This is a genomic window from Streptomyces sp. NPDC045026, assembly GCF_056432625.1.
The window spans coordinates 81,481-108,229 of the sequence record NZ_JBWKIS010000011.1 but is presented as its reverse complement, the minus strand read 5'-3'; the positions used below and the strand labels follow the sequence as shown (position 1 = coordinate 108,229).

At 70.8% G+C, this 26,749-nt stretch carries 24 protein-coding genes, 1 tRNA gene and 2 pseudogenes; 14 read left to right on the top strand and 13 right to left on the bottom strand.

Annotated elements, in window-relative coordinates; all coding sequences use genetic code 11:
- Nucleotides 1-22: 22 nt before the first annotated feature.
- The 4 genes from AC07EJ_RS23825 to AC07EJ_RS23810 all read left to right on the top strand — a co-directional run bounded on the left by AC07EJ_RS23825 (nt 23) and on the right by AC07EJ_RS23810 (nt 3,842).
- Nucleotides 23-1,594 (top strand): alpha/beta hydrolase, encoded by a 1,572-nt coding sequence (locus AC07EJ_RS23825; protein WP_389489906.1) that lies wholly within the window; start codon nt 23-25, stop codon nt 1,592-1,594.
- 129 nt (nt 1,595-1,723) lie between these two features.
- Nucleotides 1,724-1,797 (top strand) — tRNA-Thr (locus tag AC07EJ_RS23820).
- Between the two features lie 223 nt (nt 1,798-2,020).
- The gene (locus AC07EJ_RS23815; RefSeq protein WP_389489904.1) at nt 2,021-2,530 is read left to right on the top strand and encodes a SigE family RNA polymerase sigma factor; all 510 of its coding nucleotides are present in this window, start codon (nt 2,021-2,023) and stop codon (nt 2,528-2,530) included.
- Between the two features lie 37 nt (nt 2,531-2,567).
- Nucleotides 2,568-3,842 carry a hypothetical protein gene (locus tag AC07EJ_RS23810; protein WP_478884899.1) on the top strand — a complete coding sequence of 425 codons (1,275 nt, stop codon included), beginning with the start codon at nt 2,568-2,570 and terminating at the stop codon, nt 3,840-3,842.
- A gap of 200 nt (nt 3,843-4,042) precedes the next feature.
- On the opposite strand, the gene AC07EJ_RS23805 is transcribed toward AC07EJ_RS23810, so the two are convergent.
- The 5 genes from AC07EJ_RS23805 to AC07EJ_RS23785 form a co-directional block, all read right to left on the bottom strand.
- A complete protein-coding gene (locus AC07EJ_RS23805) occupies nt 4,043-5,734 on the bottom strand; it encodes a bifunctional 3'-5' exonuclease/DNA polymerase (protein ID WP_478884898.1) in 1,692 nt (563 codons plus the stop codon).
- Between the two features lie 98 nt (nt 5,735-5,832).
- Nucleotides 5,833-6,672, bottom strand: a complete 840-nt coding sequence (locus AC07EJ_RS23800) for a nitrilase-related carbon-nitrogen hydrolase (RefSeq protein ID WP_389489897.1) — start codon at nt 6,670-6,672, stop codon at nt 5,833-5,835.
- A gap of 212 nt (nt 6,673-6,884) precedes the next feature.
- Entirely contained in the window at nt 6,885-7,811 is a 927-nt protein-coding gene (locus AC07EJ_RS23795) for an NADP-dependent oxidoreductase (protein WP_389489895.1), read from the bottom strand.
- Between the two features lie 294 nt (nt 7,812-8,105).
- Nucleotides 8,106-10,430, bottom strand: a complete 2,325-nt coding sequence (locus tag AC07EJ_RS23790) for an ABC transporter permease (protein WP_478884897.1) — start codon at nt 10,428-10,430, stop codon at nt 8,106-8,108.
- On the bottom strand, nt 10,424-11,290 hold the full coding sequence (locus AC07EJ_RS23785; RefSeq protein WP_478884896.1) for an ABC transporter ATP-binding protein: 867 nt from the start codon (nt 11,288-11,290) through the stop codon (nt 10,424-10,426). Before AC07EJ_RS23785 ends, AC07EJ_RS23790 begins: the two co-directional genes overlap by 7 nt.
- A gap of 254 nt (nt 11,291-11,544) precedes the next feature.
- Here AC07EJ_RS23785 and AC07EJ_RS23780 point away from each other — a divergent pair, with 254 nt between their 5' ends.
- Both AC07EJ_RS23780 and AC07EJ_RS23775 read left to right on the top strand, forming a co-directional pair.
- Nucleotides 11,545-12,768, top strand: a complete 1,224-nt coding sequence (locus AC07EJ_RS23780; RefSeq protein WP_478884895.1) for a DUF2786 domain-containing protein — start codon at nt 11,545-11,547, stop codon at nt 12,766-12,768.
- Nucleotides 12,769-13,191: 423 nt separating this feature from the next.
- Complete coding sequence (locus AC07EJ_RS23775) at nt 13,192-15,363, top strand: FUSC family protein (RefSeq protein ID WP_478884894.1); 2,172 nt, start codon at nt 13,192-13,194, stop codon at nt 15,361-15,363.
- Nucleotides 15,364-15,597: 234 nt separating this feature from the next.
- Here AC07EJ_RS23775 and AC07EJ_RS23770 read toward each other — a convergent pair whose 3' ends face one another.
- The 3 genes from AC07EJ_RS23770 to rpmB form a co-directional block, all read right to left on the bottom strand.
- On the bottom strand, nt 15,598-16,095 hold the full coding sequence (locus AC07EJ_RS23770; RefSeq protein ID WP_389489881.1) for a hypothetical protein: 498 nt from the start codon (nt 16,093-16,095) through the stop codon (nt 15,598-15,600).
- Nucleotides 16,096-16,192: 97 nt separating this feature from the next.
- Nucleotides 16,193-16,498: a 30S ribosomal protein S14 gene (gene rpsN / locus AC07EJ_RS23765; protein WP_478884893.1), complete on the bottom strand. Its 306-nt coding sequence runs from the start codon at nt 16,496-16,498 to the stop codon at nt 16,193-16,195.
- Nucleotides 16,498-16,734 carry a 50S ribosomal protein L28 gene (rpmB, locus tag AC07EJ_RS23760; RefSeq protein WP_389489877.1) on the bottom strand — a complete coding sequence of 79 codons (237 nt, stop codon included), beginning with the start codon at nt 16,732-16,734 and terminating at the stop codon, nt 16,498-16,500. Before rpmB ends, rpsN begins: the two co-directional genes overlap by 1 nt.
- A 171-nt stretch (nt 16,735-16,905) precedes the next feature.
- On the opposite strand from rpmB, the gene rpmG reads away from it, so the two are divergent.
- From rpmG to rpsR, 4 genes and pseudogenes are all read left to right on the top strand, one after another.
- Nucleotides 16,906-17,070: a 50S ribosomal protein L33 gene (gene rpmG / locus AC07EJ_RS23755; protein WP_478884892.1), complete on the top strand. Its 165-nt coding sequence runs from the start codon at nt 16,906-16,908 to the stop codon at nt 17,068-17,070.
- A 5-nt stretch (nt 17,071-17,075) separates the two neighbouring features.
- Nucleotides 17,076-17,330, top strand: a complete 255-nt coding sequence (locus AC07EJ_RS23750) for a type B 50S ribosomal protein L31 (protein WP_389489875.1) — start codon at nt 17,076-17,078, stop codon at nt 17,328-17,330.
- Nucleotides 17,327-18,466: a CobW family GTP-binding protein gene (locus AC07EJ_RS23745; RefSeq protein WP_478884891.1), complete on the top strand. Its 1,140-nt coding sequence runs from the start codon at nt 17,327-17,329 to the stop codon at nt 18,464-18,466. Before AC07EJ_RS23750 ends, AC07EJ_RS23745 begins: the two co-directional genes overlap by 4 nt.
- Nucleotides 18,467-18,481: 15 nt before the next feature.
- Nucleotides 18,482-18,613, top strand: a pseudogene (gene rpsR, locus AC07EJ_RS23740) (30S ribosomal protein S18); the annotation flags it as partial.
- 19 nt (nt 18,614-18,632) lie between these two features.
- Here the strand turns inward: rpsR and AC07EJ_RS23735 are convergent.
- The gene (locus AC07EJ_RS23735) at nt 18,633-20,090 is read right to left on the bottom strand and encodes an aldehyde dehydrogenase family protein (protein ID WP_389489871.1); all 1,458 of its coding nucleotides are present in this window, start codon (nt 20,088-20,090) and stop codon (nt 18,633-18,635) included.
- A gap of 163 nt (nt 20,091-20,253) precedes the next feature.
- A complete protein-coding gene (locus AC07EJ_RS23730; RefSeq protein ID WP_393586747.1) occupies nt 20,254-21,120 on the bottom strand; it encodes a helix-turn-helix domain-containing protein in 867 nt (288 codons plus the stop codon).
- Between the two features lie 266 nt (nt 21,121-21,386).
- On the opposite strand from AC07EJ_RS23730, the gene AC07EJ_RS23725 reads away from it, so the two are divergent.
- Complete coding sequence (locus AC07EJ_RS23725; protein WP_389489867.1) at nt 21,387-21,869, top strand: ATP-binding protein; 483 nt, start codon at nt 21,387-21,389, stop codon at nt 21,867-21,869.
- Between the two features lie 79 nt (nt 21,870-21,948).
- Here AC07EJ_RS23725 and AC07EJ_RS23720 read toward each other — a convergent pair whose 3' ends face one another.
- Entirely contained in the window at nt 21,949-22,191 is a 243-nt protein-coding gene (locus tag AC07EJ_RS23720; RefSeq protein WP_362900964.1) for a DUF397 domain-containing protein, read from the bottom strand.
- A 140-nt stretch (nt 22,192-22,331) separates the two neighbouring features.
- Nucleotides 22,332-22,670 (bottom strand): annotated as a pseudogene (locus AC07EJ_RS23715) (SRPBCC family protein); the annotation flags it as partial.
- A gap of 69 nt (nt 22,671-22,739) precedes the next feature.
- On the opposite strand from AC07EJ_RS23715, the gene AC07EJ_RS23710 reads away from it, so the two are divergent.
- From AC07EJ_RS23710 to AC07EJ_RS23700, 3 genes are all read left to right on the top strand, one after another.
- Entirely contained in the window at nt 22,740-23,381 is a 642-nt protein-coding gene (locus tag AC07EJ_RS23710; RefSeq protein ID WP_478884890.1) for a PadR family transcriptional regulator, read from the top strand.
- Nucleotides 23,382-23,486: 105 nt separating this feature from the next.
- The gene (locus tag AC07EJ_RS23705; RefSeq protein WP_478884889.1) at nt 23,487-24,467 is read left to right on the top strand and encodes an ATP-binding cassette domain-containing protein; all 981 of its coding nucleotides are present in this window, start codon (nt 23,487-23,489) and stop codon (nt 24,465-24,467) included.
- Nucleotides 24,464-25,234, top strand: a complete 771-nt coding sequence (locus AC07EJ_RS23700) for an ABC transporter permease (protein ID WP_393586750.1) — start codon at nt 24,464-24,466, stop codon at nt 25,232-25,234. Before AC07EJ_RS23705 ends, AC07EJ_RS23700 begins: the two co-directional genes overlap by 4 nt.
- A gap of 73 nt (nt 25,235-25,307) precedes the next feature.
- Here AC07EJ_RS23700 and gad read toward each other — a convergent pair whose 3' ends face one another.
- Entirely contained in the window at nt 25,308-26,720 is a 1,413-nt protein-coding gene (gene gad / locus AC07EJ_RS23695) for a glutamate decarboxylase (protein WP_389489858.1), read from the bottom strand.
- Between the last annotated feature and the right edge of the window lie 29 nt (nt 26,721-26,749).

Genomic DNA, 26,749 nt, shown 5'->3' with positions numbered 1-26,749 from the left:
CGCGGACGGTTAGGCTCGACTGATGCACTTCAGGCGCCATCATTCCCCTGTCCGAGGCCTGCGGGCCTGTGGAACCCTGCTCGCCGCCGGACTCCTCATGTCCGCCTGCTCACCTGGGAGTTCGGGAAGCACACGGACGGCGGACATCTCGCTCGCCGCGCTGCCCAAGGCGACCCCCGCCAACCTGTCCTCCTACTACGGGCAGTCGCTGGCCTGGCGCGACTGTGGCGTCCCTGGCTTCCAATGCGCCACGATGAAGGCGCCGCTGGACTACGAGAAGCCGGAGGCCGGTGACATCAAGCTGGCCGTCGCCCGCAAGAAGGCCACCGGCCCGGGCAAGCGCCTCGGCTCACTCCTGGTCAACCCCGGCGGGCCCGGCGGCTCGGCGATCGGCTACCTCCAGTCGTACGCCGCCCTCGGCTACCCGGCGGCGGTCCGCGCCCGCTACGACATGGTCGCGGTCGACCCGCGCGGCGTCGCCCGCAGCGAACCGGTCAAGTGCCTCGACGGCAAGCAGATGGACGCGTACGCGCAGACCGATGTCACGCCCGACGATCAGGCGGAGACGAACGAACTGTCGGCGGCCTTCAAGAAGTTCGCGGCCGGCTGCGAGGCGGGTTCCGGCAAGGTGCTGCCACACGTCTCCACGGTCGAGGCGGCCCGCGACATGGACGTCCTGCGCGCCGCGCTCGGCGACGACAAGCTGACGTATGTCGGGGCGTCGTACGGCACGTTCCTCGGGGCGACCTACGCGGGGCTCTATCCGAATCGGGTCGGCCGCCTCGTCCTGGACGGCGCGATGGACCCGTCCCTTTCCTCGCAGGAGATGAACCGCGACCAGACGGCCGGCTTCGAAACGGCGTTCCAGTCGTTCGCGAAGGACTGTGTACGGCGTTCCGACTGCCCCCTGGGCACGGTGAGCGCCGCGGACGCGGGCAATCGCCTCAAGGCCTTCTTCGCCGACCTGGACCGCACCCCCATCCCCACCGGTGACCCCGCGGGCCGCAAGCTCGGCGAGGCCCTCGGTACGACCGGAGTGATCGCGGCGATGTACGACGAGGGGGCGTGGCCGCAACTGCGCTCCGCGCTCAGCTCGGCGATCAAGGACAAGGACGGCGCGGGCCTGCTCGCCCTCTCCGACAGCTACTACGAGCGCGACGGCGACGGCACATACGCGAACCTGATGGCGGCCAACGCGGCCGTGAACTGCCTCGACCTGCCGCCGTCCTTCAAGAGTCCCGACGACGTGAAGGCGGCCCTGCCGTCCTTCGAGAAGGCGTCCCCGGTCTTCGGTGACGGCCTCGCATGGTCGGCGCTGAACTGCGCGTACTGGCCGGTGAAGGCGACGGGTGAGGCCCACCGCATCGAGGCGAAGGGCGCCGCCCCGATCGTCGTCGTCGGCACGACCCGCGACCCGGCCACCCCGTACCGCTGGGCACAGGCCCTCGCCGGCCAGCTCGACTCCGGCACGCTCCTCACCTACGAGGGCGACGGCCACACCGCGTACGGCCGAGGCAGCACCTGCATCGACTCCACGATCAACGCGTACCTCGTCGACGGCACGCCGCCCAAGGACGGAAAGCGCTGCTCATAAGGGGTGCGATGGCACTTTTCGGCACCCCGGGACGCCCGTCCCGGGGCCTCCGCAGGGGGTGTGCGGAGCACCCCCGAAAACTGTGTAGACTTGGCGACGTTGCTGACCGCACCATGGTGCAGACAGCGCGCCGCCTTAGCTCAGATGGCCAGAGCAACGCACTCGTAATGCGTAGGTCTCGGGTTCGAATCCCGAAGGCGGCTCTGTGGAAGCCCCAGAACTCACTCGCCGTGATCTGGGGCTTTTGCTTTTCTTGTTGTAGAGGGGCCCTCCGCGAACGGAAGATCGCGGAGGGCCCCTCTGCGTGGCCGCGGACGGTGGAATGTGGCCCGCTGCTGAGGTGCTCGTGATTCCTGGCGCCGTTGAAACATCCCGTCCGCCTCACCGCATCTAAAAGGTGTGGGGCGATGAGGGGGAGGGCGCCTGATGAGGCGGTCCAAGGAGAGCGGGTTCCGGGAGTTCGCGGAGGCCCGGACAGGACACCTGTTCCGTTCGGCATGCCTGTTGACCAGTGGCGACACGCACTTCGCCGAGGATCTGGTGCAGGAGACGCTGGGGCGGATGTACGTGGTGTGGGGGCGGTCGTCACGGGTCGGGAACCCGGCGGCGTACGCCCAGACCGTCCTCATACGTGCCTTTCTCGCGCACCAGCGGCGGCGTTCCGCGCAGGAGCGGCCCAGCGACGAGCTCCCTGAGACCACGGACAGCGCGCCGGGTGACGCCTCACTGCGGATCACTCTTCTCGACGCGCTGCGGCAGCTGCCGCCGAAGGACCGGGCGGTGATCGTGCTGCGGTACTGGGAGGACCGATCCGTGATGGAGACCGCGGAGATTCTGAACGTCAGCTCGGCGGCGGTGCGTACGCGGAGCACGCGGGCGTTGGCCCGGCTGCGGGAGCAACTGGGCGGCAGCGTGGCTGAGTTCGCCACGTCATGAGCTTGACTCGATCTTGTGTGAGGAGTGGTGGTTCGGCGTGTCAGGAACAGACGAAGACCGTGACCGGGAAGCCTTCGTGGATGGCCTCGGGGAGGCCCTGCGGATAGCTGGTGAGACGTTCAATGTCGCGGGTGGGCCTCTGGTCGACGGTGGTGTGGTGCGCGGCCGGCGCAGGCTGCGACGCCGGCGGGCCGCGACGGTCACCGGGAGCTTCGCTGCGCTCGCCGCGGTCGGCTTCGGCGCGTCGTACGCTGCCGGCGCTTTCGGGGCCGAGGCGGAGCACGGCAGCCCGGTGGCCGCGCAGCCCAGGCCGGGCAGCACTACTCAGGGGAAGACCAGCACACCCGGCGAGGGGCCACATTTCCCTGCCAGCCATCTGATCAAAACCCTCGAAGAGCTGCTGCCCGACGGCAAGTTCAGCAGCGAGTCGGGGCGCGGCACGGAGGGGGAGCTCGGGCCGCTCGCCTCGGTCGTCTTCGACGACGGCAAGGGCAAGGCGGCGATCGGGCTGAGTCTGGGCCGGGTCGACCCTGAGGGCACGAGGGTCGCGGAACAGCTCGCCTGCCCCGAGAAGGACTACACGCCGTACGACTCCTGCTCCAGCAAGAAGCTGGCCGATGGCTCCCGGTTGCTGCTCCTGCGGGGCTACGAGTACCCGGACAAGCGCGCGGACACCAAGTGGTGGCACGCGTACATGGTGACGCCGGAGGGCTTCACCGTCGACGCCAGCGAGTGGAACGCGCCGGCGGAGAAGGGCGAACCCGCCTCCCGGGACGAACCGCCGCTCAGCACCGCACAGTTGAAGGCCCTGGTGACCTCCAAGGAGTGGCGTCCGATACTGCGGGCGTTGCCGAAGCCGCAGGACGAGCCTGTGCAGTCGCTGGCCCCGCAGGCGACCGGCGGCGAAACCATCCTCAAGAACCTCACCTCGCTGCTGCCGAAGAGCGCCAAGGTGTCGACCCGCCAGGGCGAAGACGGCTTCGCGTACGTCGTGGTGAACGACGGCAAGGGGGCGAGCCTCGTCCAGATCAATGTGCAGCCGAACATGTCCGACGTGGAGGGCGAGCTCTTCAGCTCCGGTGCGCAGACCCTGCCGGACGGCACGAAGGTCGTCACACATCAGGGGCCCGGTGAGAAGGGAGGCCAGGGCGTGGCGATGTGGACCGTGGACACGATCCGCAAGGACGGGTTCCGCGTCTTGATATCGGCGTTCAATTCAGGCTCGCAGCACACCCCGGCCACGAGGACCACGCCCGCGCTGACCATGACACAGCTCAAGGCGATAGCCACGAGTGAGAGGTGGCGGGGGTAGGGCCGGTGCCGGGGCCACCCTGGGCTTTTGGTTTGTGGCTTGTGGCGTCGCGGCTTCGCGGCCTGGGGCCTGCGTCTGGGGCCCGGAGCTTAGGGTTTAGGGTCCAGCGACCGGTGAGCGATATGTGCTGGGCAGTGTTTGGTGATTGGTGGCCGCGGGGTGATGCGATCCGAGGCCGTGAGTGGCCCTGGGGGCGGGTGTCACTTCGCGTCGGCGTAGCACTTCACCACTGCGGTGGTGAAAGGGAAGTGGACCGGGGTGTCGCCGAAGGTGAGCTGGCCGGCCAGTTCTGCGGCCTCGCGGATCGCCACGGTCACTGCTTCTGCTTCCTCTTTCGGGCAGTGCACGATCACCTCGTCGTGCTGGAAGAAGACCAGTTCGGCCGCCATCCCGGTGCAGGACTGGCGCAGGGCGGCCAGCATCAGGTCGGCCCAGTCGGCGGCGCTCCCCTGGACGACGAAGTTGCGGGCGAAGCGGCCGCGGGCGCGGGAGTTAGTTGAGGCGTAGCCGGGGGTGAACTCGGTGTCTCCCGAAGCCTGTTCGGGGGACGGGTCGTCCTGGGGGATGCCGGCCTCGTCCTGGTCGCCGGCGCCGGCGACCGGTGGGCAGGTGCGGCCGAGCCAGGTCCGTACGAGGCGGCCCTCCTCGCCGGCGCGGGCCGCGTCGTCGACGTAGGCGACGGCCTGCGGGAAGCGGCGGCGGAGGGCGGCGAGATTCTTGAGGCCGTCGCCGGACGTCTGGCCGTACACCGCGCCGAGCACCGCCAGCTTTGCCTTGGCGCGGTCGCCGGAGAAGGCCCGGTCGGAGACGGACTGATAGAGGTCGGTCTCCCGCCCGGCAACTTCCATCAGGCCGGGATCGCGGGAGATTGCGGCGAGGACGCGGGGTTCCATCTGGTCCGCGTCGGCGACGACGAGCCGCCAGCCCGGGTCGGCGACGACGGCGCGGCGGATGACCTTGGGGATCTGGAGTGCGCCACCGCCATTGGTGACCCAGCGTCCTGTGACCGTGCCGCCGGGCAGGTACTCGGGGCGGAAGCGGCCGTCGCGGACCCAGTCCTGGAGCCAGGACCAACCGTGTGCGGTGTAGATCCGGTACAGCTTCTTGTACTCGATCAGGGGCCGCACCGCCGGATGGTCGATCGACTCGATCTCCCAGCGGCGCGTGGACGTGATCTTCACGCCGGCCTGGGCGAACGCCTTCACCACGTCGGCCGGGAGATCGGGGCGTACGCGGCGGCCGAACGCCTCGGACACCTCGTCGGCCAGTTCGGCGAGGCGGCGTGGTTCGCCACCGCCCGCGTAGCGCTCGCCGAGCAGTTCGTGCAGTAGGGAGCGGTGCACGTCCGCGCTCCACGGGAGGCCCGCGGCGTTCATCTCGGCCGCCACGAGCATGGCCGCGGACTCGGCGGCGGTGAGCAGCCGCATCCGGCCCGGGTGGGCGGTGGCGTCGTGGCGGCGCTGCTGATCGGCGTACACCTCTATGAGGTCTTCGAGGGGGACATGAACGGGTTGGGGTTCGAAGAGGGAGGACTGGGAGCCGGGGGTCGCGGCGCGTTGCGGGGGGTCCGGAGGGACGGCTGTCCCGCGGATCCTGGCCAGGGTGGCAGCTGCGGAGCGGGGTTCCCCGAAGCGGCCGGCGTGGCCGAGGAGGAGGGTCTCGGCGTCCTCGATGTCGTAGCAGCGCGGCACGCGGACTCCCGCGGCGAGCAGCCTGGGGTAGACAGCCGCTGTCGATCCCCAGATCCAGCGCGTGACGTCCGGACGTGCGCGGACCGCTTCCGCGAGGCTGGGCTCTTTGCGGACGGGAGCTGCGGGTGTGCCGTCGGCACCGAGCGGCGTGAGTTGGGCTCCGCCGTCCTCGGTGGCCGCGATGGCCCACTTCTCGGTCATGTCGGTGAGTCTTACACCCGGCACTGACAGCGCCGGGGTCGTCGATAGGCGGTGGCGGTGGCGGTCGGTGCCCGCGCGGGCGTGGGCCCGGGTGCGGGTCAGCTGTCGCCTCCCTCGTCGATCAGGCGGCGGACCTCCCGGTCGATCAGGCCGAGGCGGGCTTCCGCGACCAGCGGGACCGACCTGCGCTGCCGGCGGGCCTCATGGAGGTCGATGTCGATGGTCACCAGGGCCGGTTCCCATTTGGGGGCCTGGGCCACGACCGTCCCGCGTGGGTCGACCACGCGGGAGCCACCCCAGAAGGAGGCGCCATGTTCGTTGCCGACGCGGTTCACGAAGACGACCCAGCACTGGAGCATCTTCGCGGTGTAGGCGAGGAGGGTGTCCCAGTACAGGCCTGTGTCCATGGCCTCCGGGTCGAGCGTCGCCGCGCTGTTCGCGGGGACGATGACGACCTCCGCGCCGTCCTGCACGGCGAGCCACGGCAGGACGGGCTGCCAGGCGTCGTTGCAGACGAGGGTTGCGGCGCGGCCGTGTCCGTGCGGCAGGTCGTACGCGCGCAGATGCTGGCCGGGGCTGACGTGCTTGCGTTCCTCCCAGGCCAGGTAGTTCGGCAGATACAACTTGCGGTGGGAATGGAGGAGTTGGCCATCTGCGTAATAGGCGGAGGTGTTGTAGGCGCGCAGGCTTGTGTGTTCGTGCAGGCCGATCACGACATCCGCGCCGAGTGTCGAGAGGGCGGCCAGGCGCGGGTCCGTCACCGGGAGGGAGACGTCCTGGCGCAGGGCGCCGAGGTGATAGCCGTGCAGGCTCAGCTCGGGGAACACCACGAGGTCTGCGCCCTGGGCCGCCGCCTGCTCGGTCTGCTCCCGGGCGACGGCCAGATTCGTGTCCACTTCGCCGAGCACACAGTCGGTCTGCGCAAGCGCCACTCTCATCCACCGAGCGTCGCAGCGTCCGGCGGAGTCGGCATCCGCAGGGGCGGGTGGTGTTTGGGGGAGTTGGCATCCGCAGGTGGCAGGTGGCAGGTGGCAGGTGGCGGCTGGCGGGTTCGCGGGTGGCGGAGGTGGGCTCCCCGTCGGCGGCGGGGGCCGGTGTCCCTGCCCCCCCGGGGCCGGGAGGGCCCACCCCATTGGGACCACCAGTCATGTCACCCCACCAGAAGCACCAGCTTCCCCCGCGGGTGTCCTCCCTCGCTCAGGGCCTGCGCCTTGGCCGCGTCGCGGAGGGGGAGCGTGTCGGCGATCGAGATGCGGAGCTTGCCGTCCGCGGCGAGTGCGGCCTGGTGGGTGAGGTCCTCGAGGGCCTTGGCGCGGTCACCGCCGCCGGACGTGAAGACCACGTCGTACTTGGCCGCGTCGGGGTCGGCGATGGTGACGACTCGCTCCGGGGTGCCGCCGCGGAGTTCGACCGAGTCCGCCAGCGCCCCCTTGCCCGCCGCGTCGAACACCGCGTCCACGCCGTGCGGGGCCACCGCGCGCACCCGCTCCACGAGCCCGTCCCCGTACGCGACGGGGATGGCGCCGATGGAGCGCAGAAAGTCGTGGTTGGCGGGCGAGGCCGTGCCGATCACCGTCGCGCCGAGCGCCACGGCCAGCTGTACGCCCATCGAGCCGACCGCGCCCGCAGCCCCGTGGATCAGCAGCGTCTCGCCGGTGCGTACGCCGAGCAGGTCGAGTACGCGCTGGGCCGTTTCGCCGGCGACGGGGAGGGTGGCCGCCTCGGCGGCTTCGAGTCCGGCGGGCAGTGGGGTGACGGCGGAGGCCTGGGCCAGGGCGTAGGCCGCGTACGCGCCGGTCGTGGTCCAGCCGAGGACTTCGTCGCCCACCGAGAGGCCGGTGACGCCCTCGCCGATCTCGTCGACGGTTCCGGCGAACTCGTTGCCGGGTACAGCCGGCAGGGCGGTCGGGAAGGCCTGCTCCATCCAGCCGTTCCTGATCTTGTATTCGATGGGGTTGACCCCGACCGCCGCGACCTTCACGCGGACTTGGCCGGGACCCGCGTGCGGCTCCTCGACGTCGTCCTTGAACCGCAGTACCTCGGGTCCGCCGAACTCCTCGAAAACGATGGCTTCCATACCGGTGTCTGCCTCTCACTGCTTGGTCGAACCAGGCGGTGCTGGTCCTGCTGGTCCTGCTGGTGTGCTCTGGTGTCCTCTGCTGTTCTCTGGGTGATCTCGTCCGGTCGCTTGCGTTCTCCGGAGCTACGTCCTTCCGGGCTACGTTCCCCAGAGTCGATCGTCGCCGGGGGTGGGCCGGGCCGCCCTTCGAACGGTTCTGCCTGGCCGAAAGACCGGCCGACCGGCGTACGCCCCGGTCACCCGACGCCGTCCATCCCGGAGGCACTCACTCACCGCCCGTCACCCGAGCCCTCACCCACCACTCCCCGCACCATTCCGGCGCCCCCATCCCGCGCCCAGTACCCCCGCCCCCACAGCGACCACCGCGCACAGCGCCACGGACCCGCCGACGACACCCCACGGAACCACTACGCCGGCCCCGAGTCCCGGCAGGACTCCCGCCCCCGTCGGCGAGAGCCGGCCGAGCGCAGCCGCAAGTCCGCCCAGGTTGAGTGCGATGACGGCCAGTCCGAGGGCCGTGCCGGCCGCGACCGCGACCAGCGCTTCGCCGGCGAACATCCACCTGACCTGGGCCCGCGTGGTCCCGGCCCTGCGCAGGGCCCGCAGCTCCCCGTCCCGTACGGACGCGGCCATCAACTGCGTTCCGGCCAGCGAGATCGCCGTATAGGTGAGGGCGATGCCCAGGAGCAGCAGCATGCCTTGCCGGGTCTGGGGTTTGACCCGGGGATGGGTGGCGTCGAGCCAGGCGGCCGCGGTGTGTATGCGCAGGTCGTGCCCGGATGTGGCTGCTCGCAGCGCGCCCGTCACAGCCGAGGGTGAGGCGCCCGGCGGCAGGCGTACGTCGATCCGGTCGACCGGCGCCGCTCCCGCATTGGGCAGGGTGACGTACGCGCCGTTGTCGCCGGTGCCGCGCGCCAGGACGGCGGCGATACGGAGAGTGGTGCGGCGTCCGTCGCCGAGCCAGACGGTCAGGCGGTCGCCGACGCGGTGGTGCTCCCACTCCTCGTTGACGACGATGGAGCGGTCGTCGAGGCGGCGTATGTCACCGGCTACGACGGGGAGGCGGCTCGTCGCGGCGAGAGCCGCGGGGTCGCTCACGGCCCGTGCCTCGGTGCGGACGAGGGCGGTGCCCTCCTCCCGTACGAAGACCGCGGTAGAGGCGGACGGGGAGACGGCGGCCGCACCGGGAACCGGCCGCGAGATTCTCAAATCGTCGCCGGTGGCGATGAGTTGGGCCCGCGTCTGCTCGCTCGCCTCCTGCGCCTTCGCCGCGCTCACAGATTCTGCCGAGCCCATCAGGGAGCCCGCGAGCGCCACCGTCACCAGGACGGGTGCGGCGATCGCGGCGGTGCGGCGGACGGAGGCGGTGGCGTTCTCGCGGACGAGGAGCCCGACCGCTCCCGGCAGCCGGACCAGCCGCAGCACGGGGCGGACAAGGAGTGGGGCGAGCGCTGCCGCCGCCGTGATGAGGATCATCGGCTGGGTGGTGTACGTCTTGCGCTTCAGGAGCGCCGACGGGTCGCTCCAGAGGGCGTGGACCGTCAGGCCGAGCCCCATGGCGAGAAGCGCGGCGCCGACGATCCGGCGACTCCACGGCATGACGTCCGTGTCCACGTCGGCGTCCCGCAGCGCTTCCACCGGGCCGATGCGTCCGGCGCGGCGCGACGCGGCCCATGCTCCCGCGACCGCCACGAACAGGCCGGTCCAGAAGGCGAGTTGAAACGGCCAGGAGGTCCAATAGGTCCAGTCGGTCCAAGAGGTCGAAGAGGGTGTGGGGCTCCAGGGGGTCCATGAGGCGGAGGAGAGGGAGGAGGTGGAGGAGGGGGAGGAGGTGGAGGAGGTCCACTGTGGTGACGTGCCGGTGCCGCTCATGGTGAACCACGGAGGCGCGATGCCGTTGTCGATCAGGGCCCGGCCGAGCAGTGGCGCGCCCCAGGAGCCGAGGACGCAGCCGGTGGCGCTCGCCGCACCCCCCACCGCGAGGGCCTCGGTGACGAGTTGTCGCCGCACATGTCCCGGGGTGGCGCCCGCGAGCCGCAGCAGTCCGAACTCCCGCCTGCGCAGGGCGACCACGAACGCGAACGTCGATGCCGTGACGAAGACGGCGACGAACGCCGAGACTCCGCCGGCCGTGCCCAGCATCGCCCGCACCGCGACGACGGCCTGCGCGTCGCGTTCCGCGCCCGGGTCGGCCTGGCGGCGGGCCGCGCCGGTCAGGACCTGCGCCCGGTCGCCGACCACCTCGCGTACGGCGGCCGCCGAGGCGTCTACGCCGACCGCGTCCGGCGCGAGATGATCACGATGGACGGTGCCTAGATCGGCCAGTTCGCGGAGGATTTCTTTATCCACAGGCTGTGGATGGGGGATTCGCTTCGAGTCGTGGGCACGGTGCGGGCCCCGGTCGACCTCTACGGTCAGGGCGTCGTGTGGCATGACTACGACAGGCTGCGCGGCGAACCGTTGCGGCTTGCCAGGGGGCGGGTCGGCAGCCGCCGCGAGCCCCAGCCCCATGCCCGCGACCAGGGCCACCCCGAGCGCGACGGCGACGAACACACCCGCGAAGAGATGCCAGCGAGTACGCAGGTTCGCCCGGACGGAGGCGAGTGTGGTCAGCATGCGTCGACCTCCTCGCTGAGCGTGTTGCCGGCGGACAGGGGGCGAGTGGCCGCGGCGAACATGTCACCCGCACCGGCCCCCGCGCGAGCCCCCGCACCCGTATCCGCGCGAGCCCCCGCACCCGTACCCGCGCAAGCCCCCGCGCCCCCCTCCAGCCCCGTCATCCGTGTCGCGACCGTCTCCGCGTCCGGGGTCAGGAGCTCGTCCACCACCTTCCCGTCGACCAGGAACACCACCCGGTCCGCGCGCGCCGCGGCCACCGGGTCGTGCGTCACCATCACCGTCGTCTGACCTTCCCGGTCGACCAACTCCCGTAGCAACGTGAGCACGTGACGTCCGGTGGTCGTGTCGAGCGCGCCCGTCGGCTCGTCGCCGAAGAGGACGGCCGGCCGGGTGATCAGGGCGCGGGCCAGGGCCACCCGCTGCTGCTGGCCGCCGGAGAGCTGCGAGGGGCGGTGCCCCATGCGGTCGGCGAGACCGACGCGGCCCAGCGCCTCGCGTACCTCCGCACGCGAGGGCCGCCGCCCGGCGAGCCGAAGGGGGAGCGCCACGTTCTGTGCGGCGGTCAGTGAAGGCAGCAGGTTGAAGGACTGGAACACGAAACCGATCCGGTCCCGGCGCAGGAGTGTGAGCGCCCGTTCGCCGAGTCCGGTGAGGTCGGTCCCGGCGACGGTGACGGTGCCCGACGTCGGGCGGTCCAGGCCCGCGGCGCACTGGAGGAGCGTCGACTTACCGGACCCGGAGGGTCCCATCACGGCGGTGAAGGTCCCGGCGAGGAAGTCGAGGTCGACCCCGTCGAGGGCGGTGACGCCGCGGTACTCGCGGCGTACGGCGGTGAGGCGCACGGCAGGTGTGGTCATGCCTCAACCCAAGCGCCGCGGAGCCCCGCGAACACGACCACTGGGGGGTGTCCCGGGGGTAGGGCCAGCCATACCCCCGGCCCCCGTACACGCCTGAGACCATGGAGGACACGACGGGCCACGCGACGGACGACCACACGGCGAACCGAACCGGCAAACCGGTAAACCGGCACGCAGGTAGACCGGCAAACCGGCGCGCAGGCGCATAGGTACACAGGCGCATAGGTACACAGGCAAGGAGGCGGCGCTCCCGCATGGCAGAACGTACGACGCGGACCACGGTCGAGCGGGCCTTCGCCGCCGCCCTGTACGGGGAGGGCGCCGAGGCCGGGCTCGACACGGGCGCGTCCCTGCTCGCCGCGGATCCGTCCGCCGATACCCAACTCGCCTTGCGCGGGCAGGAGTTCGTGCGTCGGGCCTGGGAGCGCGGCTGGCAACCCGCCGATGTCATGCGCATCGTCGTACGCGACCTGGAAGAGGCACCGCACGGACACATCGCGGCCCGCCTGATACGCGCCGAGACCGCACGGTACGAGTACCTGCCCCCGCGCTGGGACGCACAGCTCGCCGAGCTGCCGCGGGACGCGGGGCCGGGAACGGGTTCCGGGTCGGGATCCGGATCTCGGTCCGGTTCAGGGTCGGGTTCAGGGCTTCCCCGTCTCGACCGCTTCTCGTATGCGACCGCCGTCCTGGAGCTGTACCGCCTGCTCCTGCGCCTCCCGCAGATCGAGGCCGTGGGGCCCGTGCCGGGAGAGTCCGTGGCGCGGCCCGTCGCGGGGGAGCCGCGCGAGCTCGCCCGGATCCGCGCGCTGCTCGCCAAGGCCGAGGCGACCGGCTACCCGCCGGAGGCCGAGGCGCTGGCGGCGAAGGCGCAGGAGCTGATGACCAGGCACAGCGTCGACGCGGCGCTGCTCGCGGCCCGTACGCACGCGAAGGACACGCCCGTCGCGTGCCGGATCAGCGTGGACGCCCCGTACGAGACGGCGAAGGCGGCCCTCCTGGACGCGGTCGCGTCGGCGAACCGCTGCCGCGCGGTGTGGAACAGCGGCTTCGGCTTCTCCACGGTCGTCGGTTTCGAGTCCGACCTGGAGGCAGTGGAGCTGCTTCATACGTCGCTGCTGGTGCAGGGAACGGCCGCCATGACGCGGGCCGAGGCCGAGCAGCGCGCCGGGGGACGCAAGCGGACCAAGACGTTCCGGCAGGCGTTCCTCGCCGCGTACGCGCATCGCATCGGTGACCGGCTCGCGGCGGTGGCGGAGGAGGTGACCGGCCGGAGCCAGGAGGGCGGGCTCCTGCCGGTCCTGGCGGCGCGCGACGTTGCGGTGGCCGACCGGGCGGACGACATGTTCCCGCAGACCGTGACGACCAGGGTCCGAGGCGTCAGCGACGGAGCTGGCTGGGCGGAAGGCGTGGCGGCCGCGGACCGCGCCCGCGTCTCGGACCGCGCCGAGGTACGTGGCGGCGGCACACCGCGGTGAACAGGCGACGCTGAGCCTGCACTTCACGGTGCTGTGCGACGCTGAGCCTGCACTTCACGGTGCTGTGCGAGGCGGGTGCTGTGCGAGGCGGTGCTGCCCGAGGCGGTGCTGTGCGAGGCGGGTGCTGTGCGAGGCGGTGCTGCCCGAGGCGGTGCTGTGCGAGGCGGGTGCTGTGCGGGGCGGCGCTGATCGAGGCGGTGCTGTGCGGGGCGGTGCAGTGCGGGGCGGCGTTGATCGAGGCGGTGCTGCCCGAGGCGGTGCTGCACGAGGCGGTGCTGATCGAGGCGGTGTTGCGCGGGGCAGCGCTGATCGAGCAGCGTGACGCGTGGCCCAGCGCCGGGCGGGACGCCGGGGCCACCCCCTACCCCACCCCATATGCCCCACTCTCCGCTATTGATCCAGACTCGCCCGTATCCTGGCGGAGTGAGTTGGTTCCGGGCGCTCAAGGACACCACCCGCTCGGGGCTGAGTGTCGAGCGGAAACGGCTGGAACCCCTGGTCGCGCTGCGTGGTGCCGCCGGTCTGGCCATCGTGATCACGGTCAGCCTCACGTTCTTCGGCCCGGCGGTCGCGGCGAGCTCCGCGTTCGGCGCGTTCCAGGCGGCGATCGCCACGTTCCAGCGCAGCTGGCGCCCCCGCCCCGAGCTGGCCGTGGCCTCCGGCGCGAGCCTCGGCGTCTCGACGTTCCTCGGCTACCTCACCGGCGGCCACCTCGTCCTCTTCCTCGCGCTCCTCGTCCTGTGGACGTTCCTGGCGGGCCTGGCCTGGGCGGCGGGCCCGACAATCGGCATCATCGCGTCGTCGAACGTCGCGATGATGCTGGTCACGATCACCCTGCCGACCTCGGTCGCGGCCGCCGCCGGGCACGCCGCGATGATGGTCTTCGGCGGTCTCGTCCAGGCCGCGCTCGTGATCCTCTTCCCGGTACGCAGATGGGGGGCGCACCGCGACGCCCTGGCCGACGCGCTCGCCGCGGAGGCCGACTACGCGCGCAGGCTGCGCCACGACCCGGTCGCCCCGTTCGACGGGGAACCGCTGATGCTGGCGCGCAGCGCCGCCGCGCTCACCCCGCGCCAGGCCCGCACCCGCCCGGCCCAGCTGCGCGGCGCCCGCGGCATCGCCGAACGCATCCGCCCCGTTCTCGCCTCCCTCGCGGATCCGGCCGTCGGCGTCCCGGACGAGGGGCCCGAACGCGAGCGGGTCCGGGAGCTCCTGGGCGCGGCGGGATCGATCCTGGACGCGGCGGCACGGGCGATCCGCCACGGCGCCCCGGTCAAGGTGCCCCCGGCGGCGGTCGCCACATTCAAGACCCCCGACACGGGAGCGATCCTCTCCGGCCCGGCGAAGCGGGCGGCGGCGCGCCTGGGCTCGCTCCTGAGGGACGTGCTGGAGACCGCGGGCGCGCGCACGGACACCCAGCACCCCGAGCCCCGCAACGAGAACGCCCAGCTCAGCCGCCCCACCCTCGTCCGGCTGCTCCCCATCGCGGCCGGAGCGATGCGCAAGGAGATGCACCGCGGGTCGCAGATTCTCCGGCACGCCATCCGGGTGTCGGCCGTCGCCGCAGTCGGCTACGTCATCGGCACCGCCCTCCCCTTCGGCCACGGCTACTGGGCACCGATGACCGCCGTGATGATCATGCGCCCCGACTTCTCGCAGACGTACTCCCGCGCGGTGGCCCGCTTCGGAGGCACGGTCATCGGAGTCGCCCTCGCCACCGGGATCGTCCAGGTCGCCCACCCGGACACCGGCATCTCCGCGGCGCTCGCCGTCGTCTGCGCGGGCCTGATGTACCTCGTGATGCGCACGGGCCAGCTCGCCGCGCAGGCCTGCATCGCCGCGTACGTAGTGTTCCTGCTCGGCATGGGCGGCGAGGCGTGGGACCAGACGGTCCCCGAGCGGGTCGTCCTCACGCTCGTCGGCGGCCTCCTCGCCATGCTGGCGTACGCGCTCTACCCGGCCTGGGAGACACCCCGCCTGCGCACGCGCCTCGCGGACTGGCTGCTCGCCCTCGGCCGTTACGGCGCCGCCGTGATCGGCCGCTACGCGGAGCCCGGCGGCGGGAACCTGCCCGATGTGCGCGAGGCCCTGCTCGCCGCCCGCACGGCCGAACTCGCCTGGCAGGACGCCGCGTCCAGGGCGCGGACCGAACCGGTGCGCCACCGCGGCCTCTCCCGCGCCGCGGCCGACGACGCCGAACACGCCCTGCGGCACATCGGCCGGGTCGAGATGCTGATGGAGGCGCACCTCCCCGAACGTGACGCGACCCCGGTCCCGGCCGCCGCCCGCTTGGCGAAGGCGCTGAGCACGGCCACGGAGGACGGCGCGCGTACGGTGCGCGAGCGCCGGGTGCCGAGCTGGCAGGCGGTTCGTGACGCCCTCGCGGACTGGGACGGCGAGGGCGTGCCGGACCGGGTCGTGCGCAGGGGCGCGGGCCTGCTCCTGGAGGCCCTGGAGGAACTCTCCGACGCACTCGACACGGACGTCCCCCCGATCACCCTGAAAGCCGAGGACCCGCCAGCCCTCGATGACGGGCAACCCGACGACCGGAAACCCGAAGGGCCGCCCGGTCCGGAGGATCAGGCGGCCCGATAACGGGGAAGCGGGTTACGGAAGTTGGGCGACGGAACGGCGCCGACGGAGACGCCTGCCCGCGCCGATGGAGACGCCTGCCCGCGCCGAGGAGACGCCTGCCTGCGCCGACGGAGGCCCCTGTCCGCGCCGACGAGACCCTTGCCCGCGCCGACGAGACCCTTGCCCCATCACCCGAGACGGGCACCCGCATCGCGCCCGTCGCGCCCGTCGCCCGAGTCGGCCGAGAGGCCCCCGTCAGGACTTCGGTAGCCCCATCGTCGGGAACCCCGACGGCAGCTTCCCGTTGTCCGTCTTACGGAACGTGTCGTCCCCGAACCCTTCCCAGGACACCTTCAGGGTCGTGGCGTCGACGGACTTGACCTGGCCCATGTTCCGGTCGGTGTTCCCGTCGGCGCACTTCAGGGTGAGCATCTGCATGCCCATCTCGTCGCCGGCGGTTCCACTGCACACGTGCTCGCCGACCAGCGCGACCTTCTTGCCGCTGATGAGCAGGGCGACACTCTTGCCCTGGGATGTGGTGACCCAACTCCCCTGAAGGCTGCCGGACTTCCCACCGGAACCAGAACCGGAACCGCCGGTGTCGGCCCCCGCGGACGCGTTGTCCGAGGCCTGCGGAGTCTCCTTGGACTTGCCGCCGTCGCCCCCGTCGCCGCTGTCACTGCTGCATCCGGTGACCACGAGCGCCGCGGCAACTCCCGCCGCGGCGGCACCGATCCGTACGCGCTTGAGCACAAGATCCCCCTACGTTGCGGATGTGACTGCCGGTACGTGGCCCGGCCCGCAGCAAGCTACCAGCCGCCCCTCACACCATCGGGGGTCGCCGGGAAGATCACCAGGAGGACTTCCGCACTCCGGGCAGGAAGCCCGCGTGGGCCTGCCCGCGCAGGTTCACGCGGGAGAGGCCGAAGGCGCGCAGATATCCGCGCGGCCGGCCGTCGACGCTGTCGCGGTTGCGTACGCGCGTGGCGCTCGCGTCCCTCGGCTGACGTGCCAACTCCCTTTGTACGGCGAATCTTTCCGCGTCGGTGGACGACAGTCGGCGGACGATCTCGTTGAGCTCGGCCCGGCGCGCGGCGTAGCGGGCGACGACCCTCCGGCGCTTCTCGTTCTTCGCGATCTTGCTCTTCTTGGCCATCAGATCCTCACTCCTCGGGCACGAATCCTGGCGACGGCGGCTTCCACGCCGATCGCGTCGACGGTCCTGATCGCTCTGGCGCTCAGCCGCAGCCGTACGTGCCGGCCCTCGCTCGGCAGCCAGTAGCGCCTGCGCTGGACGTTGGGGTCGAAGCGGCGTGACGTGCGCCGGTGGGAGTGGGAGATGCGGTTGCCGAAGCCGGGGGTGGCCCCGGTCAGCATGCAGTGCGCGGACAAAACGACGTACCTCTCTCGTTGGCTGCGGCCCGTTACCCGGAGCTGCGGCCCGTCACCCGGAGCCGCGGCCCGAAGGCCATGCGACCCGAAGACCGTGCGGCCTCCCGGTCCTGGTCCTGTGACTGACCCGAGCCATTTTGGAAACGGGATTCATTTTCATATACTAGCCACATGGCACGCAACGAACTCCGCCCAGTGATCAAGCTCAGGTCCACCGCGGGTACGGGCTACACCTACGTCACCCGCAAGAACCGCCGTAACGACGCCGACCGCGTGACCCTGCGCAAGTACGACCCGGTCGCAGGCCGACACGTCGACTTCCGAGAGGAGCGCTGAGCCCCGTGCGCGAGGACATCCACCCCGACTACGGCCCGGTCGTCTTCCGTGACCGCGCCGCGAACCACGCCTTCCTCACCAGGTCCACCGCCACCAGCGACAAGACCGTCGAGTGGGAGGACGGCCGGACCTACCCCGTCATCGACGTCGAGATCTCGAACGTGAGCCACCCCTTCTACACGGGTACCGCACGCGTCCTCGACACCGCCGGGCGCGTCGAGCGCTTCGAGCGGCGCTTCGGGAAGCGGGGCGGCCGGTGACCCGGCTGCCCGTGGTGATCGTCGGCGGCCTGCACGCTCAAGCGCGCCGGGCCGCCGTCGAGGAACTGCTCGCCACGGTCCCGGGCAGCGTCGCGCTCCACCATGACCTCTCAACTGCCGTACAGGGCAAGGTCGTACGCACTCTGCGTGACGCCACCGGGATCCTCGGCACCGGCGAGGCACCCCTCGTCAACGACTGCGCGTGCTGCGCCCTGCGCGAGGACCTGGTCCCCGAACTGGAGCGGCTCGCGGACGCCGGGCTCACACGGCTCGCGGTCGTCGAACTGTGGGACTCCGTCGAGCCCAAGGCGATGGCCGAGGTCGTCGCCGCGCACGGCGGGCCCGCGCTTCCCGTCACCGGCGTCATCACCGGCGTGGATCCCGCGCTCCTGCTGGCCTGCCTCGGGAACGGCGACGACCTCATGGACGCCGGGCTCGCGGCGGCGGCCACGGACCGGCGCACCATCGCCGACACCTGGGCCAGGCAGCTCGAATACGCTCCGGTGCTCGCGCTCGTGGATTCCCCCGAGGCCGACGACGCGGACCGGGCCTTACTCGCTCAGCTCCACCCGACGGCCTGCCAGGTCCCCATCGGCCACGGCGGCCTCGCGGGCGCCGCGCTCGCCGGATTCGACGTGGAGGCGGCAGCGGCGGCCCAGCACCCGGCGTGCGCGCTGCTGCCCGCGGAGGCGGACGAGGCCGGCGTCTCCACGCTCGTCTGGCACCGCGACCGGCCGTTCCACCCGGAGCGGCTCTACGCGGCGCTGGAGGACCTGACCTGCGCGGCGGCCCGCAGCCGCGGCCGGTTCTGGCTCGCGGACCGCCCGGACATGCTCCTGCACTGGGATGTGGCGGGCGGCGCGCTGTGCGTCGAGAGCGCAGGGCCGTGGCTGGTGTCCCTGCCGGACGCCGCGTGGGACCTGGTCCCGCCGGTCCGCCGCGCGGCCGCCGCCCTGGACTGGCACCCGCAGCACGGCGACTGCTGCCAGCACCTCGTCTTCACGTCACCCGGACTCGACCGCGACGCCCTCGCCGAGATCCTCGAGTCCTGCCTGCTCACCGACACCGAGTACGGCGCGGGCCGCGAGTCCTGGAAGGGTCTGCCCCGCGCGTTCGACACCCTCCTGGGGGTCTGAACGCCCCCGCGCAACTCCGACCGCGGCAGGATCCGCAGCCGTCGCGTCACCCGCGTCACCTCCGTCTCGGCGCAGCAGCAGCGCCAACTCACCGCGGCGATCAAGAACGCCCGCGAGATGGCGCTGCTGCCTTACGGAACACGCTGACCCCGGCTGAGGCTGAGGCTCAGAACGGGAACTGGCTCCGGCCGTGCTGCACGGAGATCCACTTCTGTGTGGTGAACGCCTCGACGGTCGCCTCGCCGTTCAGCCGGCCGAGCCCGGACCGCTTCTCACCGCCGAACGCGACGAGCGGCTCGTCGTGCACCGTCCCGTCGTTGACGTGGATCATTCCGGTGTCGATGCGCCGCGCGAACGCGACGCCCCGCTCCACGTCCCGCGTGTGGACGGCCCCGCTCAGCCCGTACGGGGTGTCGTTCGCGACCGCCACCGCCTCCTCGTCCCCGTCGAAGGGGATGAGGAGCGCGACAGGACCGAAGATCTCCTGCCGCAGCACCGGGGAGTCGGCCGGCAGGCCCGTCAGGACGCTCGGCTCGACCAGATTGCCGACGGCCTTGCCGTGCAGCAGCGCGGTCGCGCCCTCGGCGAGCGCCTGGTCGACGGCGCCCGAGACGGCCTCGGCCTGCGTGGAGTTGATGACCGGACCGATGACGGTCGACGGGTCGCGCGGGTCGCCCACCTTGAGGGACCTGACCTTGGCGACGAACTTCTCGGTGAACTCCTTCTCCACCTTGCGGTCCACCAGGATCCGGTTGGCGGCCATGCAGACCTGGCCCTGGTGCACGTACCGGCTGAAGACCGCCGCGTCGACCGCGTAGTCGATGTCCGCGTCGTCGAGCACGGTCAGCGCGCTGTTGCCGCCCAGCTCCAGGACGGCGTGCTTGAACTGCGAGGCGCACACCGTGGCGACGTGCTGGCCCACCGCGTCGGAGCCGGTGAAGGAGATGACCTTCGGCACGGGGTGGGTGAGGAGCGCGTCGCCTATCTCGGCGATGTCGGTGATGACGACGTTCAGCAGACCGGCCGGCAGGCCCGCGTCCTCAAGGATCTTCGCGACCAGCGAACCACCGCAGATGGGCGTGTTCTGGTGCGGCTTGAGAACCACGCCGTTGCCGAGGGCCAGCGCGGGTGCCACCGACTTGAGCGACAGCAGGAACGGGAAGTTGAAGGGGCTGATGACGCCGACGACTCCGACGGGAACGCGGTAGACCCGGTTCTCCTTGCCGTCCACGGGCGACGGGATGACCCGCCCCTGCGGGCGCAGCGCCAGCTGGATCGACTCGCGCAGGAACTCCTTGGCGAGATGCAGCTCGAATCCGGCCTTCAGCCGCGTACCGCCGAGCTCGTCGACGATCGCGTCGGATATCTCGTCCTCGCGCTCCTCGACCAGGCGAAGGGCCCGCTCGAAGACCAGGCGGCGCGTGTACGGGTTGGTGTCCGCCCAGCTCTTCTGCGCCCGCTCGGCCGCGCGGTAGGCCTCGTCGACCTCGTCGGCCGACGCCACGGTGATAGAGGCCAGCTTCTCGCCGCTGTACGGGTTGAAGTCGATGATGTCCCACGCCCCTCGGCCGGGACGCCATGAACCGTCGATGTATTGCTGGGCCAGTTCGGTGAAGTAGGACATGGGATCCCTTGCTGCTGCCGGCAGACACCTAATGGCTCGTCATCTTACGTCTGTACCAGTCGAGTTGTGGCCTGGTTAGGACGTCCGGCCGATCGCATACCGATCGCACGCCGATCGCATACCGATCACCGTCGATCGGAAAACGGGCGGGGAGGAGCGGTCCTCAGGCGGCCCTGGTCAGCAGGCCGCGGATGATGTCCACGCTCTCCTCGGGCGTCGGGCACTCCGCCTGGAGCTGCTCCATCGACCGCGCGTACTGCGTGACGTCCTCGCGCTTGTCGAGGTACAGGGCGCTGGTCAGCTGCTCCATGTAGACGATGTCCGAGAGGTCGGACTCCGGGAAGCTGAGCATCGCGAAGGCGCCGGTCTCACCCGAGTGGCCACCGAAGCCGAACGGCATGACCTGGAGCGTGACGTTGGGCCGCTCGGAGATGTCGATCAGATGCCGGAGCTGACTCTGCATCACCTTCGGTCCGCCGTACGGGCGTTGCAGCGCCGCCTCGTCGAGCACCACGTGGAACTCGGGGGCATGCTCGGAGACGAGGAGCTTCTGTCGTTCGAGGCGCAGCGCCACACGCCGCTCGATGTCCGCCTTCGGCGCGCCCTTCATGCCCCGGGCGACGACCGCGTGGGCGTACCCCTCGGTCTGCAGGAGCCCGTGCACGAACTGCACCTCGTAGGCGCGGATGAGCGACGCCGCGCCCTCCAGGCCGACATAGGTGGGGAACCAGCCGGGCAGGACGTCCGAGTACGTATGCCACCAGCCCGCGACGTTGGCTTCCTTGACGAGGGAGAGGAGCGCGCCGCGCTCGGCCTCGTCGGCGATGCCGTACAGGGTCAGCAGGTCCTCGACGTCCCTGGCCTTGAAGCTCACCCGTCCCAACTCCATGCGGCTGATCTTCGATTCGGATGCGCGGATCGAGTAGCCGGCCGCTTCCCGGGTGATGCCACGCGATTCGCGCAGGCGCCTCAGTTGCGAGCCCAGCAGGATGCGTCGCACCACTGAGCCGCTCGACTCTCCCGCACTCACGTCGCTGCACCCTCCCCATCGCTTCAGGAGCCGAAGTCTGCCATTAAAACGCTCCGGCCTGTACTCGTTCGGTTACAGAAACGGAAAGGTTGCGAAAGGTCTCCACAAGAAGTCGTGGGAAGAAATGAGCAAGAAGTGGTACGTGAGGGGACAGGCCGGGCGCGTGCACGTGCATCTGCCCTTGCATCTGCTGTACGCATTCGGAACGATGGCCCACGCACCACCGCTCCACTCGCTATGTACCGCGAATCCCGGGAGTGCCTCGGATGGGGACGAATGGACCGGCCATGCTCGAGCCGTTAAGGCAGGGGCTTCCGCCACTCGACCCTTCAGGCGTCTCCAGCTCCGCCTCCTGCGCCCTTCCCGCGCAGTACGAAGCGGTGGGCAGCGCCCGTGAATTCACGCGCGGGACGCTCGACGGCTGGGACGTGGCGGACAGATTCGACGACGTCTGTCTGGTGGTCTCCGAACTCGTCACCAATGCCCTGCGGCACGCGCTGCCCTCGGACACTCCGCGCTCGCAGGACCCGCCGGTTCGGCTGCACCTGCTGCGCTGGACCTCACGCCTGGTGTGCGCGGTGCGCGACCCCAGCGACGAGAGTCCCGTCGCCCGCGAGACGGAGGACGACTTCAACGCCGAGTCGGGCCGCGGCCTGTTCCTCGTCGACTCGTTCAGCGACAGCTGGGGCTGGCACCCGCTGGCCGGCAGGCTGAACGGGAAAGTGGTGTGGGCGCTGTTCCGCTTGTGATGCCCCCGGCCCGGCAACTGGCCGTCGCCATTGGGCAGATGTCGATGGTCGTCAGCCGTCGGCTATGAGCTGTCAGCTGTCAGCTGTCGGCTATCAGGTGGTCGAACTCCCCGTCCTTGACGCCCAGCAGCATCGCCTCGATCTCGGCGGGCGTGTAGACGAGTGCCGGGCCCTCCGGGAAGTTCGAGTTGCGCATCGCCACTCGGCCCCCCGGCAATTTCGCGAACTCCACGCAGGAGCCCTGCGAGTTGCTGTGCCTGCTCTTCTGCCAGACCACACCGTGAAGCTCCGTGGCCGCCATGCCGTTGTATGCGTGGTGCACAGTCGCTCCCCGGTCGTGCTGTGGCCTCTGAGGCTCATGTGGCCAGTGAGTCAGGTGTAGTGGTCAACTGTCCTGGATCATAGCTGCGTTCACATGCCGATGCATGGGCAGATGCACGTGCACGGGGGGTGTTCCCACGGTTACAGCTCTTCGAGCGTCTGCCCCAGCGCCCGCATGACATGCGAACGCCGGCCCCCGTCCATGATCTTCCGCGCCATCATCTGTGCCGGATCGTCCGGATCGAATCCGTCGTGCACTAGGAAGAGACGCGTGCCACGGCCATCTGGCTCCAGGTTCCGCGTATTGGTCCAGTCCGCAGAATTGGCCGGATCCCGGTCCTGCCACCGGACGCTCAGCATCCGCTCCTCCTCGTACGCGAGGACCTCGACGTCGACGGTGCCGGAGAAGCCGGTGTTGGGGCGGGGCACGGCAGTCGTCACGTACCGATGGCCCACCTCGAGGCGGAAGTGCTCACTGCCCGGACGAAAAGGAGAACCGCGCACGAGCTGGTGGCGATGGCGCGGGAGTGACGTCCTACGCTGGGGCCCATGTCAGCGATCCGCCTCCTGGTCCTCGGGGCCGTACGCCAGCACGGCCGCGCGCACGGGTACCAGGTGCGCAACGACCTCGAATACTGGGGCGCGCACGAGTGGTCGAACGCCAAGCCCGGATCGATCTATCACGCGCTCAAGCAGATGGCGAAGCAGGGATTCCTCGTCGCGCACGAGATCGCGCCCTCCACGGCGGGCGGCCCGCCGCGCACCGAGTACGAGATCACGGACAAGGGGACCGAGGAGTACCACGCGCTGCTGCGTGAGGCGCTCGTGACGTACGACCAGAAGCCGGACATCCTCTCGGCGGCGCTCGGCTTCATCGTCGATCTGCCTCGGCAGGAAGCCGTGGAGTTGCTGCGGCGGCGCGTGGCCGGCATCGAGGAGTGGCGCCGCTCGGTGACCGAGCACTACACGCCCGAGGACGGGCCCGAACAGCTCGGTCACATCGGCGAGATCATGAATTTCTGGGTGCACTCGGCCGACACGGGCGCGGAGTGGACGCGGGGTCTCATCGGCCGGATCGAGGGCGGCGCGTACGCGTTCGCGGGGGAGGGTGAGCCCTTTGTCGGCGTGCTGGCCGAAGGGCAGGAGAACCCCTTCGCTGCGGGTGAGCCGCACTCCGAGGATCCTCGTTAATCAAGTTTGACCAATGGTGGGCGTGGGGATACCTTTCGTGTCGTAGTCAAATTTGATTACCGGCGTATGCCGGTGATTACTGGGGTTCTCGGTGGGAGGAGCCGGATGGCCGACGCGATCATCGTCGAGGGAGCGCGGAAGAGGTACGGGGACAAGTGGGCGCTGGACGGGCTCGACCTCACGGTCGCCCGCGGCACCGTGCACGGGCTGCTCGGGCCCAACGGCGCGGGCAAGACGACGGCCGTCCGCAGCATGACGACGCTGCTGCGGGCCGATGAGGGCCGGGTCGAGGTGGCGGGGTACGACGCGCGGCGGCAGGCGGGCGAGGTGCGGCGCCGTATCGGGCTCCTCGGTCAGCACGCGGCGGTGGACGAGGAGCTCGGCGGGTGGCAGAACCTGGAGATGTTCGGGCGCCTGCACCACCTGGGCGCCCGCCGCGCGCGGGTGCGGGCCGGTGAACTCCTGGAGCGCTTCGGGCTCGCCGGGACCGGGCGCAAGGCGGTCAGGCGGTACAGCGGCGGCATGCGGCGCCGGCTCGACCTGGCCGCCTCGCTCATCACGGACCCCGAGGTGCTCTTTCTGGACGAGCCGACGACGGGCCTCGATCCGCGCGGGCGCGCCGAGGTGTGGGGCGCGGTGCGCTCGCTCATCGGGGGCGGCACGACGGTGCTGCTGACGACGCAGTATCTGGAGGAGGCCGACCAGCTCGCCGACCGCATCCCGGTCGTGGACCGGGGCCGGGTCGTCGCCGGGGGCACGGCCGACGAGCTGAAGGCCCGGCTCGGCGGTGACCGGATCGACGTCGTCGTGCGGGACTCGGCCCAACTGGACGTAGCGGCAAGGCTGTTGCCCGACGGTGCCGTGGTCGACGCGGACCGCCGACTGGTCAGCGCGCCGGTCGCCGACCGGATGGCCGCGCTCACCGAAGTCGTGCGTGCGCTTCAGGACGCGGGTGTGGAGGCGGAGGACATCGCGATGCGCCGGCCGACCCTGGACGAGGTGTTCCTGCATCTCACGGGAGAGCGGGACGGCAGGGCAGGGCCGGAACGTATGGACACCGCCGGCCGGCCGGAGGTGAGGGCATGAGCACGCCGATGAGCTGGGCCGTCGCCGATTCGTGGACCATGACGCGGCGCGAGCTGGCGCACTGGGCGCGGCAGCCCACGCAGATCGTGGTCGGCCTGGTCTTCCCGGTGATGCTGCTGCTGATGTTCGGCTTCCTGATCGGTGGCGGCAAGGGCGTCGAGGGCGAGTACGTCGACTATCTGGTGCCAGGCATGCTCGCGCTGACCATGGCGTTCGGGCTCGAAGCGACGATGCTCGCGGTGACGCAGGATCTCAATAAGGGCGTGATCGACCGGTTCAGGTCGATGCCGATGGTCAACGGAGCGGTGCTGGTGGGCCGTTCGGCCGCCGACATGCTCCAGTCGGCCGCCGCTCTCGTCGTGATGACAGGCGTAGGAGTAGCCATCGGGTGGCGTCCGCACGGCTCGGCCGGGGCGTTTCTGGGCGCGCTCGGGCTGCTGCTCCTCTTCCGGTTCGCGATGCTGTGGATCGGCATCCACCTGGCGATGGTGGCGGGGAAGCCGGAGCTGGTGCAGGCCGTGCAGATCCTGGTCTGGCCGGTCGGATTCCTGTCGAACGCGCTCGCCGAGCCCGGCTCGATGCCCGGCTGGCTGGGCGCGGTGGTCGAGTGGAACCCGATGTCGCACACGGCGACGGCCGTACGGGACCTGTTCGGCGGGCCCGGCGGGGAGCCGGGACACCTGTGGGCCGCGGTGCTCTGGCCGCTCGCGCTGCTCGCGGTGTTCTTCCCGCTGGCGGTACGGAAGTTCGCGGCTCTCAGTAAGTAGCTCTCAGTAAAGAGAACTCGGCAACGAGAACTGAGCACAAAGAACTGAGCACAGAGAGCTCGGCAAAAAGAACTCAGTGATGGAAGCCCGTCGCCGCGTCCTTGTCGCGGGTCAACGGGTGCGGCTGCTGGCGCAGTTCGGGCAACAGTCGCTTGAGGTCGGCGAGGAAGAGCGCCGCCAGGTCGGCCGTGAAGCCGTTGCGGCACACCAGCCGCAGCACCGCCAGGTCCTGGCGGTGCGCGGGGAAGGTGTACGCGGGCACCAGCCAGCCGAATTCGCGCAGGCGGCGTGACACGTCGAAGACGTCGTACGCCTTCACCTCGGGCGCCGTCGTGAAGGCGATGACGGGCAGTTGGTCGCCGCGCGTGATGAGCTGGAAGTCGCCCAGGGTCTCGATGCGTTCGGCGAGGCCCCGGGCGACGTCGCGCGTCGACTGCTGCACCGCGCGGTAGCCCTCGCGGCCCAGGCGCAGGAACGTGTAGTACTGCGCGACGACCTGGGCGCCCGGCCGGGAGAAGTTCAGGGCGAAGGTCGGCATGTCGCCGCCCAGGTAGTTGACCCGGAAGACCAGTTCCTCCGGCAGGTCGTCCGCCGTACGCCACAGGGCCCAGCCGACGCCCGGGTAGACGAGGCCGTACTTGTGGCCCGACGTGTTGATGGACGACACCCGCGGCAGGCGGAAGTCCCAGACCAGCTCGGGGTCGATGAAGGGCGCGATCATGCCGCCGGAGGCGCCGTCGACGTGGACGGGGATGTCGAGGCCGGTCTTCTCCTGGAGGCTGTCGAGGGCGGCGCACAGCTCCTCGATCGGCTCGTAGGAGCCGTCGAACGTCGAGCCGAGGATGCCGACGACGCCGATGGTGTTCTCGTCGCACAGCTCGGCGGCGGCCTGCGGGTCGAGGTGGAAACGGTCGCCCGCCATGGGGACCTGGCGCGCCTCGACCTCCCAGAAGTTGCAGAACTTCTCCCAGCAGACCTGGACGTTGATGCCCATGACGAGGTTCGGGCGGGCGTGCTTGGAGGGGTAGCGGTCGGCGTTCCGCTTCATCCAGCGGCGCTTGAGGGCCATCCCGGCGAGCATGCACGCCTCGCTCGATCCGGTGGTCGAACAGCCGATCGCGCCGTCCGGGTCGGGCGCGTGCCACAGGTTGGCGAGCATCGACACGCAGCGCCTCTCCAGCTCGGCGGTGCGCGGGTACTCGTCCTTGTCGATCATGTTCTTGTCGCGGCACTCGCCCATCAGGACGCCGGCCTGCGGTTCCATCCACGTGGTGACGAACGTGGCGAGGTTGAGCCGTGCGTTGCCGTCGAGCATCAGCTCGTCGTGGACCAGCTGGTACGCCGTGGAGGGCGGCATGGGGTCGTCGGGCAGCCGGTGCTTGGGCGGGGCGTCGGTCATGCCACTGACCGGATTGGCCTCCCCGTAGAAGGGATTGACGGCCGTCGGGCGCTCGTCGTGATGGGCGGGACCGTGGTGCAGCGGCATCGTCGCGGGCTCCCTCGATACGGGGTCGT